Genomic DNA, 15,958 nt, shown 5'->3' with positions numbered 1-15,958 from the left:
ATAAAGTCCGCTAATATTCGTAAATGCTTGCTTTCTGATTTCGGATAGGAGATAACTCCTTCCTGGGACAGGGGCAAGAGATGGTACGCCAACATTATAGATCATGTACTTTATGCGAAGCTATGTGCGGACTCAGACTAGAGATAGAGGACAATATAGTCGTCGCAGTCAGAGGAGATAAAGAGGACAAGTTCAGCAGAGGCCATCTATGTGCCAAAGGACCCGAACTTAAAAATTTATACGAAGATCCTGATAGACTTAAATTTCCATTAAAACGTACAGAAAAAGGATGGGAGAAGGTAGACTGGGTCACAGCTCTCACTGATATCGCTACAAAACTTGTAGAGATCCAAAATAAATACGGAAACGATTCCATCGCGGTATATAGCGGAAATCCAAGCGTTCATAATTACGGTTCCATGTTATTCGGCCAAAGGTTTATCGGAAGGCTTAGGACTAAAAATAATTATTCTGCTACTTCAGTAGACCAACTTCCTCACCAATTGCTTTCTTATTGGATGTTCGGTCACCAACTACTAGTCCCGATCCCGGATATAGACAGGACAAATTTCTTTTTGATCTTAGGCGGGAATCCATTCGCATCTAACGGAAGTTTAATGACCGTTCCGGATGTAAAAAAGAGACTCAAAGAGATCCAGGAAAGAGGTGGAAAATACGTAGTAATCGATCCAAGAAAAACGGAAACCGCGGTCCATGCGGACGAACATCATTTTATCGTTCCAGGAACGGACGCTTTTTTCTTACTTTCTATTATAGATGTATTATTCAAGAAAAACTTAACTAAGAAAAATTCCTTGATCAAAGAAGAAGATTTATTAAAACTAAGATCTGTCTCTTCTCAATATCCTGCAAATGAAACACAAAAACTGACCGGGATCTCGGTGGAAGCCGTAGAACGTATCGCTCTAGAATTTTCTAATGCGAATGGAGCGGTATGTTATGGTCGCGTAGGAGTTTCTACGCAGGCATTCGGCGCACTTTGCCAATGGCTGATCAATTCTATCAACTGTATCACAGGAAATATGGACTCGGTAGGAGGTGCAATGTTCACACTTCCTGCAGTGGATATGATAGATCCTAAGGGAGTTATGAAAAGTTCTCCGGGAAGTTTTCATACGTACGGTTCAAGGGTCAGGGATTTGCCTGAATTTAACGAAGAATTACCTGTCGCTGCACTTGCGGAAGAAATTTTAACTCCGGGACAAGGTCAGATCAAGGCATTAGTCACTTCTGCAGGAAATCCGGTTTTATCCACACCTAACGGTTCTCAATTGGAGAATGCAGTCTCTAATCTGGAATTTATGGTGAGTGTGGACTTTTATCTGAATGAGACTACAAAACACGCTCATTATATTCTTCCGCCTAGTTCCGCTTTGGAACATGACCATTACGATCTAGTATTTAATGTTTTTGCGGTACGAAATACGGTAAGATACAACCAGCCTGCATTCGAACCCGAAGAGGGAATGCTTCATGATTGGGAAATTTTTTCGGATCTGACCAAAAGAATTGAACTTTTAAAATCCGAAAAACCTCTTCCTAAAGAATTGATCAAAACAAAGATCACTCCTTCAGCGATCATAGATCACGCCTTGAAATCGGGACCTTACGGAGAAAAATCAGGATCTCCCGTAGGGATGAGTTTGGAACTTCTGAAAAACAGTCCTCATGGAGTGGATCTTGGGCCTCTGAAATCTTGTTTTCCGGATAGACTTTGGACGGAAGATAAGATGATCGCCCTTGTTCCCAAGGAAGTCGTTTCAGATCTAGATCGATTAGCAAAATACGGGCAAAAACTTCTCGCGGATAAAAAAGAGAACGGATCCTTTTTGTTAATAGGAAGAAGACATTTAAGAAATAATAATTCATGGATGCATAATCTACCGAAACTAATGACCGGAAAAGATAGATGTACACTCATGATCCACCCGGAAGATGCAAACTTACTCGGCATTCAAGAAGAAGAGGAAGTTCTTGTGGAATCCAGAGTCGGTAAAATTCGGCTGCCTGCGGAAATCACGGAAGAGATGATGAGGGGAGTGGTGAGTATTCCTCACGGGTTTGGACATGCAAAAGAAGGAGTCTCTCTCCAAGTTGCTTCCAAATTTGCGGGTTCGAGTATCAACGATTTGACCGATGATCAGGTCTTGGATGAACTTTCCGGAAACGCAGCATTCAGCGGTATTCCAGTTTCTTTAAGCAAATGATCCGCGAAGCGCCTGCGATCACGGCTCTGTCGGCGGATCTTTGCCAAGATAGACCGAACTTATCCTCTTCGTTTTAGATAAATAAATCCACCCAGCCAGGAGAGAGGGATAGAAATTACTATGAGTCCGATAGAATACCAAGCAGGCCCCTGATCTCCCATTTGGATATGGCCTAATGTGCTTGCGATTGTGCCTATCACACCTAATACGATAACGTGGCCGATCGGACTATAAGGAGAAAGTTTCGCGGTGTAAAACCCTCCTAAGATCGCAAGAGCCAAACGGTAAGAGATCGCGAGAATGAATAGGTTATCGGACATTCTTTCTCCCATAGGAGGATAACAATTCGTAATATGTAATATTGCATCGATCGCTATAGCAGGAATAACGTTTATTAAAATTCCTGTAAATACGGCGCCTATACTTTTTAATATGGATTTAGTTTTAGGATTCATTCTTATTTTTCCTTATGAGTTTTGAGTCAGAGTGTTGAGTAAAGTTTCCAGACGATTATAACTTTGAGAAGCCCCGCCTTCCATTGGAGATTTGACGACCGTATCTCTTCCTTCTTTGGTTTCGTACAGAATATTGATCGTAACAAATGTTGTTCCGGATTTTTCAACAAAGGTTGTAGTGAGCAGAGCTTCTCCAGGATACCAAGCTTCATCAAAAGATTCAGTCTGAACTAATTTATCCGGTCCTGAAATTTCTTTATAACTCCCTCCAGCCCCCATTATAGATCCATCTTTTAGATATTTCCAAACGTATCTATATTTTCCACCGACTTTCAGATCTACTGTACATACATCCAAACTCCAGCCGTCCGGACCGTATAACCAGCGTTTGATCAATTCAGGTTTCGTAAAACATTCGAATACCAGATCTTTCCCTGCATTAAATTCCCGGGTCATTACGATCTCCCTGTCTCCTTTAGCCTCTACCTTTAAGGTTCCAACAAAGCTGCTCATTCTATTCTCCTTTTTTATTCTTATGTTTTGGGGAAGGTCGTTTAGAAAGTTTTAATTCTTCAATCAGTGAATCCAATCGATTGAATCTTCCTTCCCAGAATTTCCTATAATTTTCCAGCCATTCAGTAGCTTCTTCCAACGGTTTGGCTTCTAGTTTGCGTAATCTTTTTTGGGCATCCTTGATTCCCGAGATGAGTCCCGCTTTTTCTAAAACCTTCAGATGTTTAGAAATTGCGGGTTGGCTCATGGAAAAAGGTTTAGCCAAATCCATTACGGAAACCTCTCCATTCGCTAAACGTGCCAGGATCGCCCTTCTGGTAGGGTCTGAGAGGGCCGCAAAAGTTACGTCCAATCGAGCCGACTGACTAAGTGCATGATTCATATTTTATATAACCATATGGTTATATATTTGAAATAAGCAAGCACTTTTTGGGAAAGTATTTTCGAATTCGTTTGTAGTTAAGAATGTGACGAAAGAGGAATTATGGAACAGATCTCCGTTCATATATTGGCATTTAACGAAGTGGAAGTTTTGGATCTTTCCGGTCCTTACGAAGTTTTCTCCATCACTGAGAATGAAAATAAGGAGAAATTATTCAAAGTTTCCATAGTTGCGGAGAAGAAGGAGTTATTACACGCTCGCAATCGATTTCCTGTTTTTCCTCATCTTAGCATAGAAGAAGCGGGTGTTCCGGATATTTTAGTGATCCCTGGAGGATATGGAGCGGAAGAAATAGAGATCCATAATAAAAAATTGATCCATTGGATCAAAGAGATGGAGCCCAAGGTAAAGATCTTAGCTTCTATCTGCACAGGTGCATTCTTACTCGCAGAGGCAGGGATCCTTGACGAGATGGAAGTAACTACTCATTGGATGGACCAAGAGACTCTTCGTAAAAACTATCCTAAGATCAAAAAAGTAGTGAACGAAAAATTTATAGATCATGGACATATTCTCACCTCCGGAGGAGTTTCTAGAGGGATTTTAATGTCTTTGCATTTGGTCGAAAAATTGGTAGGCAGGAAAATCGCAGAGTTTACCGCGAGAAGAATGGAATTCGATTTTTAAAGGATCTCTTCTAAGACTAAAATTTTTCTTCCTCCTTGTAGGGAATAAGCAGTGAGTCCAGCTTCCTTTAAGATCTTGGCCGCTTTTTTGGACCGGATCCCGGATTCACAAATTGTAATATAAATTTTTTCTTTAGAAAGATCAGATGCAGTATTTATGGAGAGTTCTGAAAGAGGAGAGAATATAGAATTTCCAATCGGAGTCTCTTTTCTTTCTTCCAATTCTCTTACATCTAACAGAATATATTTCGGGTCCTTCTTCCATTCTTTCCAATCTTTTAGATCGATCTCATCTCTGAGAGTTTCTTCTCTTTTACCGGAACCACATTCCGTACAATTTGGATCCGCTTCTAAAAAAGTTTCGTACAAAAGTGGAGATTCCCATTCCAATTGGAATGTGGAATGAGTCGGGGACTTATCCGGGAAGAGCAGGTATTGGATCGCAAAAGAAGCCTGGTATAAACCTGCGATTGCAGTTTGTACTCCTAAAACCCCTCCGTCTTCGCAGGAAAGAAGTTCGGATCCTTCTAAATTCGGATACAAACATTTATAACAAGGTTTTCCATGAGGGGAGAAGATCGCAATTTGAGCGCTTGTCCTAAAAACGGAAGCAGCGACAAGAGGCCTGAAATTTTGGATACAGAATCGATTGATCGTATATTTGGCCTGGATTTGATCCGTACAATCCAAGATAATATCGTAATTTTTGAATATACTTGGATCTATTCTTTCCGAAAAAATTTCGGTGAATGTTTCGATCTCTATTCCGGGAACTCTTGCTTGGATATATTCCTTGGTTGTATCCGTCTTTTTTTTACCAATATCAGAAAGAGTGAATGCAGTTTGCCTATGTAGATTGCTTAGTTCGACTACATCAAAGTCCCAAAGACCGAGCCTTCCTACTCCTGCAGTCGCTAAATGCAAAGAAGCGGGGGAGCCTAAACCTCCGAGACCGATCACCAATGCTGATTTTTGGAGAAGTGTCTTTTGACCGGATTCTCCAAAAAACGGCAGTTTAGTTTGTCTGGAAAAATACTTTTTCTGTTCCGGACTCATCTAGAGGAAGGATCTTATATTTTCGCATGTCCGACAAGACTTTTTAATTGGCTTTCATAAGTGTCCGGGTATGGTAAGCTTGGCATCGTGGATGTTTACGGTCGAAAATTCGAAGTTCTTAGAGTGAGTGTTACATCCTCTTGCGGATTCGGCTGTGTGTATTGTGCTCCCGGCACCGCATTAAATGGAGAAGGAGCAAACGGTTCTTTCTTAAGCACGGAACTTCTGCGTAAAAATATACTTCTTCTTTCCCGTAAAATTTCCATTAAAGAGATCCATTTGACCGGAGGAGAGCCGACTCTTCATAAAGATCTGCCTAGTCTTGTGCGAGTTGCTAAAGAGGAGAAGATCCCGAATATTGCTCTGACCTCCAACGGATTTTTTCGCGACGGTCTTATTAAAGATCTAAAACTTGCCGGTCTTGACAGAATGAACTTCTCCTTGGATTCACTTTCTCAAGAATCCTTTTCTCTTATCTCCGGCAAAAATCTTCCCGTACTTCGCTTATTAAATAGGATAGAAGAGGCAGTCCAAGAAGGGTTGGAAGTAAAACTAAACTGCACCGTATTAAAAGGTTATAATGAAGAACAGATCCGTCCACTTCTTCAGTGGGCAGGAGAAAGAAATCTTCCGATCCGTTATTTGGAATTAATGAAGATGGGCCCTCTTAGGGCAAAACATTCCGAGTTATTCTTCTCCGCTGCAAAAATAAAAGAGGAGTTAAACCAAGAATTTGATTTTGAGCCGGAGATCACTCCGATCGAATCCACTGCAAAATACTACCGCACTTCCGAAAACTATAGATTCGGGATCATAGCGAATCATACGGAACCTTTTTGCGACGGTTGTAATCGTCTTAGGATGGATCATTTGGGAAAAATTTACGGATGTTTAAGCGATTTCCGTTCTTTTCCTGTTTCAGAAGATGGATCAGAGTTAGAACATTCTTTGGATCTTGCGATGAAAACCAAAAAAAACGAGTTTACCGGAAGTGAACTTTCTATGAAATATATAGGCGGATAGATGGATATTCAACTTTTGTTTTTTGCCGCAGTCAAAGATCATTTTCCGGATCTAAAAAGAATAGAGGTCTCAGAAGGAGATTCTATTTTAAATCTTCGTAAAATTCTTACTCATACAAATCCAAGCTCCGAATCTATTTTAAAGGTAAGCAGATTCGCTGTGAACCAATCCATCGTAGGTGATGATTTTGTTTTAAAGGAAGGTTCAGTCGTTGCGGTACTTCCTCCTTCTAGCGGCGGTTGATATGTCCGTTTTAGGAACTTCTTCCCATATTTTTTCTTCTCCCATTTTTGTTTCTTCCGAGTTGCCTGATATTCCCGAGATGGGTGGTTTTGTGGTATTTTCCGGGATCGTTCGAAATCTAAACGAAGGGAAGAAGGTGACACATCTTGAGTATGAAGCATATGCTCCCATGGCAGATGAGATGATCCGATCCATTCTTGCAGATGCTCGAAAAAAATGGGACCTTCTTCATGCAAACTGTATACATAGAGTCGGAAAATTAGAAATTTCCGAGATTGCAGTGATCGTAGAAACAGGCTCGATACATAGGGCAGAAGCTTATGACTCCAACCGTTATATTATAGACCGAGTCAAACACGAGGTCCCGATCTGGAAAAAGGAATTTTATATAGACGGTTCTTCCGAGTGGTCGAAGGGCTGCGTACATGAGAGCCATTGATTCCGTTGGGATCGTACTCGCAGGTGGTAATAGTTCCAGAATGGGAAGGGATAAATCCTTTCTATCTCTCAAAAGCCAAAAATTCTTTCTTTTAGAATCTTATAAAAAACTAAAATTCTTATGTAAGAACGTTCTTGTTTCCATTCGAGAAGAACAAAGAGAAGAATATTCCAAACATGTTCCGAACGAGTTTCTTGTTTCCGACTCGATCTCAAACTTACAAGGTCCTTTGCAGGGTATTTTCAGTTCATTTCTTCTTTTCCAAAACGATCCGAATATAAAAAATTTTTTAATCTTAGCGGTCGATCTTCCTTATATGAGGATCAAAACTTTAGCTAGGCTATATTCCAAAAATGAGATAATCGGTTCGGGGGTTTTTTACCGAACGGAAGAAGGAATTGAACCGTTATGCGGTCTTTATTCTTTGGAATACTTACGGTTTTTATTCCAAGAATTCGAAAAAGGAGTCTTAAATTCCGTTTCTCCCAAACTTTTAGTCCAAAGAGGAAATCCTAGCCTTTTGGATGTTCCTGAGATGGAAAAATCCTCCTTTATTAATCTGAATTCTCCGGAGGATTTAAGGCCTCCAAAGTCCTAAGTTTCCGATTAAAAACCGATTTACATGGGGTCCGAGAGAGAAATCATGGTTCTACCAACCATGCGGGAATAGCTCAGTGGTAGAGCACCTCCTTGCCAAGGAGGGGGTCGCGGGTTCGAATCCCGTTTCCCGCTTACAGAAGTCGTCCTCCGCCTTCTGTCTTCTAAGACCATGGAATTCAAGACAAAGAAAAATCAAAACGCATCCGTAGACCTTAAGTTAACCTTTGATAAGAACGATCTGGAAAAGGCGTTCGAAAAGACATATAAAGAAAAACAAAAGGATCTCAAGATCCCGGGCTTTCGTCCCGGAAAAGCACCGATCGAAATGGTAAAACGCCATTTGGGAGACTCGGTAGCAAACGACGCAATCAATCTTCTATTATTAGAAACCGTAAGCGAACTTTCCGGGAAACTGGAACACAAGATTGTACGTTTCCCTAAATTTACCGTAGAGGACTATGTTCCTGAAAAAAGTTTAGTGGCAACCGCGGTCTATGATACTGATCCGGAAGTTTCCTTGGGGAAATATAAAAAGATCAAGATCAAACTTCCTGAAGTACAAGTGACCGACGAGGATATCACTGAAGAGCTTCAGTTCGTTCGTAAACAACTTGCCAGAAAACTTCTGAGAGAGCCGAGCGAAGGAGCCGAGAACGGCGATATCGTGGACATGGAATTCGAAGTGAAGGAAGACGGGCAGGAACCTAAGAACGCTAAAAACGGTTCAAGCGATTATAAATTAGGAGAAGCTAATAATCTTCCCGGTTTTGACGACAACCTGTACGGTATTAAAACAGGAGAGACTAAGAACTTCTCTTATACTTACCCGAGCGATTATCCGAGAGAAGATCTGGCCGGCAAGAAGATGGAATTCGCCATGACCTTAAAGGCGATCTATAAAGAAGTTCTCCCCGAATTGGACGATGATCTTGCGAGCGAATACGATGGTTCTTCTTCTCTTCAAGTTTTGAAAGATAAGGTGAAAACCGATCTACAAAAGAATTATACGGAAGCCGTAAAAAATAAGAAGATGGAAGAGATCTACAAGGAACTGGTAGCGGATTCCAAGTTTGTATTCCCTGAATCCTATCTTACTGAAGAATCAGAGCATGTGTATCAAAATATGATGCAGGATGTTTTGGGAAGAGGGCAGGCCAGAATTCCTAAAGAACAGATCCCGAGTATCGAAAAATATGCAGAAATGGTAGGAAAACCTTTAGAAGAAGTAATGGGTTCCTTCAAAACCATCGCAGAAAATAGACTGAAAGGCTATTTCTCCAGACAGAAACTGGCTTCTACCGAAAATATTGTTTTGACGGACGAGGATTTCGACCGCGAAATCTCGACCCTTGCCTCAAGATATGGTATGCCTGACGCCGATTTTAAAAAAGAATTGGAAAAAGGTAAACTTCTGGAAACTTACCGGGACAATTTTTTAGCAAAAAAGATAGACGATACCCTCTTCCAGCTTGTAGAAAAGAAATACAACGAGAAGATGAGTATCCGTCAGCTAAAGGAATTCCTTTCTAATAAGGAAACTGGAGAAGTATGGCAATAATTCCTACAGTTATAGAGCAAACCGGTCGCGGAGAAATGCGGTATGACGTATTTTCCCGCCTCTTAAAGGACAGAATTATCTTTCTAGGTGACGCAATCTCTGACGATTACGCGAACGTAATCATCGCCCAACTACTGTTTCTGGACGCGGAAAATCCGGACAGGGACATCTACTTATATCTGAATTCCCCGGGTGGATATGTATCTTCCGGGCTTGCCATTTACGACACTATGCAGTATATTAAGGCAGACGTTCGTACACTTTGTATTGGCCAGGCTTCTTCAATGGCTGCACTACTTCTGGCAGGCGGGGCAAAGGGCAAAAGATCCGCTCTTCCTCATTCCAGAATTATGATGCACCAGCCAACCGGAGGAGCTACCGGTCAGGCTTCCGATATCGCTATCCAGGCTAAGGAAGTTCTGAAATTAAAGCAGGTGTTAAACGGTTTGTATGCTAAACACACGGGCAAATCTGTGGAAGAAGTGCAAAAGGATACCGAGAGGGACCTTTACATGACTCCGGAAGAAGCCCAGAAATACGGGATCATAGATTCCGTAATTTCTATAGAGCGTCAAAAGAACTGATAGGGGATCAACGTGGCAAAGAAACCGACCGGAACCAATAATAAACAAAAATTATTTTGTTCGTTCTGCGGAAAAGAACAAGACTCCGTAAAACGACTGGTTGCCGGTCCGGGTGTTTATATTTGCGACGAATGTATCTCTCTTTGCAATGAGATCATTGCAGAAGAGCCTGAGCAGGAAAAAGAACGCACAGAACTTTTGGGAGAAGTCCCTAATCCTGCCGCTATCAAAGCGATCCTAGACCAATACGTAATCGGACAAGACCATGCTAAAAAAGCTTTGTCCGTTGCGGTCTATAATCACTATAAAAGAATTTATCTCAAAGACAAAAAAGCGGATATCGAATTAGAAAAATCGAATATTCTACTGATCGGGCCTACAGGTTCCGGAAAAACTTTGCTCGCCCAAACTCTTGCAAAGATCATCAAGGTCCCGTTTGCGATCGTAGATGCTACCGCACTCACCGAAGCTGGATATGTTGGAGAAGATGTTGAGAATATCATTCTTAAGCTGATCCAAAACGCTGATAATGATATCAAAAAAGCAGAGATCGGTATCATCTATATAGACGAAGTAGATAAGATCGCGCGCAAGTCTGACAGTGCATCCATCACGAGAGACGTGAGTGGAGAAGGTGTACAACAAGCACTTCTAAAAATTATAGAAGGAACAGTTGCAAACGTTCCTCCTCAGGGTGGAAGAAAACATCCTCACCAAGAATATCTTCAAGTAGATACTAAAAATATCCTATTCATTCTAGGTGGAGCATTCGTTGACCTGGATAATATTATCAAAACCAGAACCGGTGTAAAAACAATCGGGTTCGGCAGCGATGAAAAAGACGGAAAAGTTTTAAGAGACGAGAGCAAAGGTGAAATTTTAGCTCGAGTAATTCCTGAAGACTTAATGAAGTTCGGACTGATCCCAGAATTTATCGGCCGTATGCCAGTGATCGCTACTCTACAAGACTTGAGTGTAGAAATGCTCAAACGTATTTTCAGAGAGCCTAAAAACGCGATCTTACGCCAATACACCAAGATCCTAGAAATGGAAAATGTAAAACTTTCTTTCGAAGAAGCTGCTATCGATAAGATCGCTCAGCTTGCGATCGAAAGGGCATCCGGAGCAAGAGGATTACGCGCTATCGTTGAAAATCTAATGCTGGATCTGATGTATGAAATTCCTTCTCGCAAAGACGTAGAAGAAGTGATCATCACAGAAGATTCAGTGACCGGAACCAAACCTCCAAAACTAATTCTGAAAAAAGAACCAAAAATCGCTTAAGAGACGCAGAGCGAGCAGAGTCGCCGCGGTATTGTTTCTCACGCAGAGACGCAAAGCCGCAGAGGTTTCTCACACGAAGATACGGAGTTTGTTATGGGCTAATGGAAATAGCCTTGCCTTATAAACAAATCCTTTTCCAAACCCCTCAGCGTCTCCGCGCCTCTGCGTGTAATTATCCCTGCGTCTCTTCTAACTCCGCGTCTCCTAATTTAGAGTAGCAATATCTATTACAAATCTGTAACGTACGTCGCTTTTAACGACTCTTTCGTAAGCTTCGTTCACTTTCTGGATAGAGATCAGTTCTATATCGCTGGTAATATTATGTTTACCGCAGAAATCCAACATCTCTTGGGTTTCTGCGATCCCGCCGATCAAAGAACCGGCCAAGCTCTTACGACCCATGATGAGAGAAAATGCTCCTACAGGAACCTGTTCTTCCGGAACGCCTACCACTACCAGAGAACCGTCCAATCTTAATAGGCTGAGATAAGCATTCCAATCCAAAGGCATAGAAACAGTATTGATGATCAGATCAAAACTTCCTTTTAACTTATTGAATGTGCTCTTTTCGGAAGTCGCATAAAAATGATCCGCGCCTAAACGTTTTGCATCCGCTTCTTTTTTGTTGGATTGGCTGAGGACAGTAACTTCTGCACCGAGTGCGTGAGCGATCTTTACACCCATATGACCAAGTCCGCCAAGACCGATGATCGCTACTTTTTTACCGGGACCCGCTTTCCAATGAGCAAGAGGAGAATATAGGGTGATCCCTGCACAAAGCAGGGGAGCCGCAGCATCCAAAGGAAGATTATCAGGAATTCTTAATACATAATTCTGATCGACTACGATCTTATTGGAATAACCGCCGTAGGTCGGGGTCTTTCTGTCCTGTTCTCTTCCGTTATAAGTGGCGCTCATCCCACCTTCGCAGAATTGTTCCAGACCTGCTTTACAATGTTCGCATTCCCTGCAAGAGTCCACAAAACATCCGACTCCTACCTTATCTCCTACTTTAAACTTAGTGACCTTAGGTCCTATTTTTGACACAACACCGGTGATCTCGTGACCCGGGACCATGGGAAAGATAGATCCTCCCCATTCGTCTCTTGCCTGGTGTATGTCCGAATGACAGATACCGCAGTATTGAATATCGATGACTACATCTTCGTCTTTTGCATCTCTTCTATCGAATTGAAAAGGTGCCAAAGGAGCCTTTGCAATAGCGGCAGCATAACCTTTTGCTTGGATCATTTTGTTCCTCGTTTGGTTTGGAATATTGGATGAATTTCAAGTGGTGAGAAATTCGAAAATTTTCAGTCTGAAAATTTCCCTAGTTAGACAAGATCATCCCGGTTTTGTTTTTTATTTTTTATTCTATTCTAAAAAATGAATATTATCCTTTGGTCTGGGTCGGGAGGCACAGAGTTTTGGAGAGGCGCAGTGCAGGATTATCTCACGCAGAGGCGCGGAGCCGCTAAGGTTTTTTGTTTAGAAAATCTGGTAAAAAATTCGGAACTAAAGAATCTAAAAATTCTCTGCGTCTTGGCGTCTCTGCGTGCCAAAGCTCTCTGTGTCTCTTTTATCCTCTGCGTCTCTAATCTCTAACCCGGCCCACGGTCAAGATTGCCGCCTTAGATAGGCCCTTCTTGCCGGATTCCATTTCTAAAAATCTTCCGAAATCAAGTGTGAGTTCCCTGGAATTCTTATATTCTCTGCCGGCACTCCAGTTTTGGAGTTGGATCAGAAGTGGAGCAACACCCGCGGAGCTAGTAAGTTCAGTCAGCCTATCGCTCAAAAAAACCAAGTATTCTCCAGGCCTGATCTGGATCTTTTTTACTTCTCTTGTAGAACTTCTGAAATCATAGAATACTTGTTTAGAGATCGGTAATATATTCGTTTTACCGGATTTATGAACGAGTGCGGGTAGTTTCTGGAACTGCAGGATACCTGCTTCTCCGTTTCTTGTTTCCAAATAGAATAATGTAAGATTCAAATAAGAGATAGGTGTGGATCTGAGTGCACGATCTATTTTATAAAGCAGATCTTCTCCTCTTAGTCCCGTGGTTTCCTGGGCGAGGGAAATCATACCTTCTATCCTTGCCTTGAGAGAAGATTCGATTGCTCCGTGGTTCGGAAAACCCGCTAATACTCCAAAACAACCGTCCGCCGTCGGAATAATATTGGCGTAATCCGATTCCCCGCTATCGGATGTGCGGGGAAAAACAGTAATGTCAAGGTTTTTGATCTTATGAAGTCTGATCTTATGGAAAAACTTTTGGATCCGGTCGGAGAGTTCTCTTTCTTTTTTATTTAAGGATTCCTGGGAAACCGTTTCTTCTTTAGTCTTTTTCTGGTATAGAGCGATACGGAAGTGCCTGGCAAGTTCTCCTAGTTCATCGTCTTTTTCGGATTCTCCGGAATCCTCATATACATCCTGGGACCAGTTTTGTAAGAGTTGGGAAATGGATTTAAGGGATTTAAAACTTAAACTTAAAAGATAATAGGTAAGTATTCCAAGTAGAACGGAAAAGGATAGACCGACTAGGAGCCTGATCCAAACAAATGCTCTTAATTCTTTTCTGATCTCTTCGCCGAATAAAAAATCATCTAGAAGTAGATAAGATAAAAATAATACGAAAGAAGCTGTAAAAGAAGCGAACGCTAATTTATGCTTGGATTGAAGATTCGGAAACAACTCATTTCCTCTCTATAATTGCGATTAGCGCCAATGAGATCCCGAATAGGACTAACAATGGAACAAATAACATTAACATTGAGATTACGTCCGGTCCAGGAGATAATACTGCTGCTGCGAACGCGATCCCTATGAATGCCTCTCTCCAATGTTTGAGTAAAAAAGAAAGTTTTAATATTCCGACTGCCGCAAGCAATACCATGATCACAGGAAGTTGGAAAGACAATCCGAAGATCAAATGCATATTGAAGAATACATCATAATATTCATCTATAGGAAGTCTGGTCTCTATATCTAAAGGCCGAACGGTAACTAAAAATATTTTTAGAAAACTTTCGAATGCTTGTGCCCAGCACAACCAAACCCCTAACCAAAACAGAATTGTAGAAAATGCGATCAGAGCTTTTCCGAGTCTCGCGGTTCTTGGTTCTAATGCAGGAGAAACGAATCCCCATAAAAAGGCTAAGGCAAAAGGGAATGTTATCAAGATAGAGACCATGAATCCTGTTCGTAGGTATACCATGAAAGGAGCCATGAGTTTGATCTGGTAGAATGTAGCGGATTCTCCCAAAATGTTCTTGTACGGTTTAATAACAATCTTATGCAGTTCTTCTCCGAAATACAAAGCTACCACGAAAAAAACTGTGAACACCAGAATGGAACGGATCAGAACGGAACGTAATTCTTCTAAATGTTCCCCCAGGGTCATAAACTTTTCCCTGTCATGAGGAAAACTTTCCTCCGGGGCAGAGATTATAGGCGGGGGAGTACTGGAGAGGTTCTTTTTTTTAGAAGGCATATCGAAAGGTTGGAGTTCCTTCCCTGTTATAAAAGGGCCCGAGGGCCCTTATCATATTAAGCGGATTTTTTGGATTTTTTAGGAGAAGAAGCAGGAGCGGCCGGTTTTGTTTCCGGTTCCTGGATTTTAGCCGATTCGGATTCTGCATCTCCGGATAAAGATTTGCGAAATTGGCGGATTCCGTCTCCTAAATCCTTTGCTAAAGAGGGAAGTCGCTTGCCCCCGAAAAGCAGGAGAGCTAAACCTAGTATGAAAAAGATTTCCCAAGGGCCTAAATTTAAAAATGCGAGTGGTGCGTACATATACTATCTCCTTAGTTAGAATTTTGCCTCTGTAATATATGTCAAATAGTTAGTAGGAACAAGCCGATAATTCTATTGGGACTTAGGTTCAGATAGAAAGGCAAAACGGACGAGTTTATGAGAATAGAATCCAGCCCCTTAGATTCAATCTCCGTTCCTCTTCCTGTTCGAGAACCGGGTGGAGAGGAAGAAAAAGAAGAAGATCGGAAAAAAGCGGAGAATACTCCGAATTCCGATTATATGTACGCTCTTTCTGTCGGAAGTTTGATAAATGTGCAGGTATAATTAATGGCTCTTACTAAGGAACAGAAGCAGGAATTCCAGGAGAAACTGGCGGATTTTCGTGCATTTTTGGAGGATTTGAAGAAGGAAGGAAATCTTCTCAAGGCCCAATCCAGAAAAGATCCTAAAATGGAAGCTTACTTCAATGTGGCTCTTTCCTTAAATTCTATCAAAAACATAAATACCTGTCTTCTGATCAATGAGATCTCCGTTGCGATCTTGGATCTGAAATCGGATACCTACCTCAACCAGGGGAGGAAAGAAATTTATAGCGCGATCTCCTTTATGGAAAAAGTAGTCGGAACCGACTTTGAGTCTGGTCTGGGAGAAAATAAGGACCTTCTCGCCAAAATTATAGAATTCAATCCTCTCCAAAGACTGAATTACGTAAAGGGACTTAAGAACTGCACTACGAACACGATCGAGGCATTCGGTTCTAACTCCAAATGGAAATGGAGTTTTCCGGAGATACATTTCAAAATCGCCATACTTAGTAAGAATCTTTTTGACTTCCGGGCTTTTGAGAAGGAAAGAGACTTAGAGAATCCGTTTTACTATCCTAGGCAGGAACACTATAATTTAATTCTGGAACTTTGTAACTTTGCCGCTCAGGAATATCGTGCCAAATTCGATTTGTCCACCCAGGACGCCGGGGATCTGAAAAAATCCATATCCCTTTTGGAGGTAAACCGTAAAATCCTGCAAACCACAGGCGAAACGGAGGACCTGGGAAAGACAAAAACCCTGATAGAATCCCTAAAAGAAAAGGTAGAGTCGATAGAAGCTGAGAAGGAAAAGAAGAAAAAGAAGAAATAGACCCGTCCAATTT

19 protein-coding genes and 1 tRNA gene are annotated in these 15,958 nt (G+C 41.6%); 12 read left to right on the top strand and 8 right to left on the bottom strand.

The features are described 5' to 3' along the window. Window positions 1-122: 122 nt before the first annotated feature. Window positions 123-2,228 (top strand): molybdopterin-dependent oxidoreductase, encoded by a 2,106-nt coding sequence (locus tag EHR06_RS06675; RefSeq protein ID WP_425269490.1) that lies wholly within the window; start codon window positions 123-125, stop codon window positions 2,226-2,228. A 59-nt stretch (window positions 2,229-2,287) separates the two neighbouring features. Here EHR06_RS06675 and EHR06_RS06670 read toward each other — a convergent pair whose 3' ends face one another. The 3 genes from EHR06_RS06670 to EHR06_RS06660 are packed head-to-tail and all read right to left on the bottom strand — an operon-like array spanning window position 2,288 to window position 3,578. Beyond that, complete coding sequence (locus EHR06_RS06670; RefSeq protein WP_135756284.1) at window positions 2,288-2,683, bottom strand: hypothetical protein; 396 nt, start codon at window positions 2,681-2,683, stop codon at window positions 2,288-2,290. 12 nt (window positions 2,684-2,695) lie between these two features. Beyond that, a complete protein-coding gene (locus EHR06_RS06665; protein WP_135756283.1) occupies window positions 2,696-3,196 on the bottom strand; it encodes an SRPBCC family protein in 501 nt (166 codons plus the stop codon). 1 nt (window position 3,197) lies between these two features. Next, entirely contained in the window at window positions 3,198-3,578 is a 381-nt protein-coding gene (locus EHR06_RS06660) for an ArsR/SmtB family transcription factor (protein ID WP_135756282.1), read from the bottom strand. 102 nt (window positions 3,579-3,680) lie between these two features. Between EHR06_RS06660 and EHR06_RS06655 the strand changes: the two genes are divergently transcribed. Beyond that, the gene (locus tag EHR06_RS06655; RefSeq protein ID WP_135756281.1) at window positions 3,681-4,265 is read left to right on the top strand and encodes a DJ-1/PfpI family protein; all 585 of its coding nucleotides are present in this window, start codon (window positions 3,681-3,683) and stop codon (window positions 4,263-4,265) included. On the opposite strand, the gene EHR06_RS06650 is transcribed toward EHR06_RS06655, so the two are convergent. Then, window positions 4,262-5,320, bottom strand: coding sequence for a HesA/MoeB/ThiF family protein (locus EHR06_RS06650; RefSeq protein WP_135756280.1), 1,059 nt, complete (start codon window positions 5,318-5,320; stop codon window positions 4,262-4,264). The two genes, EHR06_RS06655 and EHR06_RS06650, sit on opposite strands and share 4 nt — an antisense overlap. 123 nt (window positions 5,321-5,443) lie before the next feature. Between EHR06_RS06650 and EHR06_RS06645 the strand changes: the two genes are divergently transcribed. The 8 genes from EHR06_RS06645 (at window position 5,444) to clpX (ending at window position 11,051) form a co-directional block, all read left to right on the top strand. Beyond that, window positions 5,444-6,343: a radical SAM protein gene (locus tag EHR06_RS06645; protein ID WP_244288526.1), complete on the top strand. Its 900-nt coding sequence runs from the start codon at window positions 5,444-5,446 to the stop codon at window positions 6,341-6,343. Continuing rightward, a complete protein-coding gene (locus EHR06_RS06640; protein ID WP_135756278.1) occupies window positions 6,344-6,586 on the top strand; it encodes a MoaD/ThiS family protein in 243 nt (80 codons plus the stop codon). 1 nt (window position 6,587) lies between these two features. Then, window positions 6,588-7,025 (top strand): molybdenum cofactor biosynthesis protein MoaE, encoded by a 438-nt coding sequence (locus EHR06_RS06635; RefSeq protein ID WP_135756277.1) that lies wholly within the window; start codon window positions 6,588-6,590, stop codon window positions 7,023-7,025. Beyond that, entirely contained in the window at window positions 7,012-7,623 is a 612-nt protein-coding gene (locus EHR06_RS06630; RefSeq protein WP_135756276.1) for a molybdenum cofactor guanylyltransferase, read from the top strand. Before EHR06_RS06635 ends, EHR06_RS06630 begins: the two co-directional genes overlap by 14 nt. A 62-nt stretch (window positions 7,624-7,685) precedes the next feature. Next, window positions 7,686-7,757, top strand: a tRNA-Gly gene (locus EHR06_RS06625). Window positions 7,758-7,794: 37 nt separating this feature from the next. Beyond that, complete coding sequence (tig, locus tag EHR06_RS06620) at window positions 7,795-9,183, top strand: trigger factor (RefSeq protein WP_135756275.1); 1,389 nt, start codon at window positions 7,795-7,797, stop codon at window positions 9,181-9,183. Then, entirely contained in the window at window positions 9,174-9,767 is a 594-nt protein-coding gene (gene clpP / locus EHR06_RS06615; RefSeq protein ID WP_008592146.1) for an ATP-dependent Clp endopeptidase proteolytic subunit ClpP, read from the top strand. Before tig ends, clpP begins: the two co-directional genes overlap by 10 nt. Before the next feature lie 12 nt (window positions 9,768-9,779). Continuing rightward, window positions 9,780-11,051: an ATP-dependent Clp protease ATP-binding subunit ClpX gene (clpX, locus tag EHR06_RS06610; protein ID WP_135615939.1), complete on the top strand. Its 1,272-nt coding sequence runs from the start codon at window positions 9,780-9,782 to the stop codon at window positions 11,049-11,051. Between the two features lie 204 nt (window positions 11,052-11,255). Here the strand turns inward: clpX and EHR06_RS06605 are convergent, their stop codons facing one another. From EHR06_RS06605 to EHR06_RS06590, 4 genes are all read right to left on the bottom strand, one after another. Then, window positions 11,256-12,302, bottom strand: coding sequence for an NAD(P)-dependent alcohol dehydrogenase (locus tag EHR06_RS06605; protein WP_135756274.1), 1,047 nt, complete (start codon window positions 12,300-12,302; stop codon window positions 11,256-11,258). A gap of 343 nt (window positions 12,303-12,645) precedes the next feature. Beyond that, complete coding sequence (gene rktP, locus EHR06_RS06600) at window positions 12,646-13,746, bottom strand: Arg-Lys translocation region protein phosphatase RktP (protein WP_135756273.1); 1,101 nt, start codon at window positions 13,744-13,746, stop codon at window positions 12,646-12,648. Between the two features lies 1 nt (window position 13,747). Further along, the gene (tatC, locus tag EHR06_RS06595; RefSeq protein ID WP_135756272.1) at window positions 13,748-14,545 is read right to left on the bottom strand and encodes a twin-arginine translocase subunit TatC; all 798 of its coding nucleotides are present in this window, start codon (window positions 14,543-14,545) and stop codon (window positions 13,748-13,750) included. A gap of 56 nt (window positions 14,546-14,601) precedes the next feature. Beyond that, the gene (locus EHR06_RS06590) at window positions 14,602-14,847 is read right to left on the bottom strand and encodes a twin-arginine translocase TatA/TatE family subunit (protein ID WP_135626206.1); all 246 of its coding nucleotides are present in this window, start codon (window positions 14,845-14,847) and stop codon (window positions 14,602-14,604) included. A 117-nt stretch (window positions 14,848-14,964) separates the two neighbouring features. Between EHR06_RS06590 and EHR06_RS19120 the strand changes: the two genes are divergently transcribed. Further along, a complete protein-coding gene (locus tag EHR06_RS19120) occupies window positions 14,965-15,132 on the top strand; it encodes a hypothetical protein (protein ID WP_165782619.1) in 168 nt (55 codons plus the stop codon). 3 nt (window positions 15,133-15,135) lie between these two features. Beyond that, entirely contained in the window at window positions 15,136-15,945 is an 810-nt protein-coding gene (locus tag EHR06_RS06585) for a hypothetical protein (RefSeq protein WP_135756271.1), read from the top strand. The last annotated feature ends 13 nt before the right edge of the window (window positions 15,946-15,958 follow it).

The sequence above is a fragment of the Leptospira dzoumogneensis genome (assembly GCF_004770895.1).
In the GTDB taxonomy this organism is placed as follows: Bacteria; Spirochaetota; Leptospiria; order Leptospirales; family Leptospiraceae; genus Leptospira_B; species Leptospira_B dzoumogneensis.
Note: the sequence above shows the minus strand (reverse complement) of the source record. Positions and strands in the feature narration are given on the sequence as shown.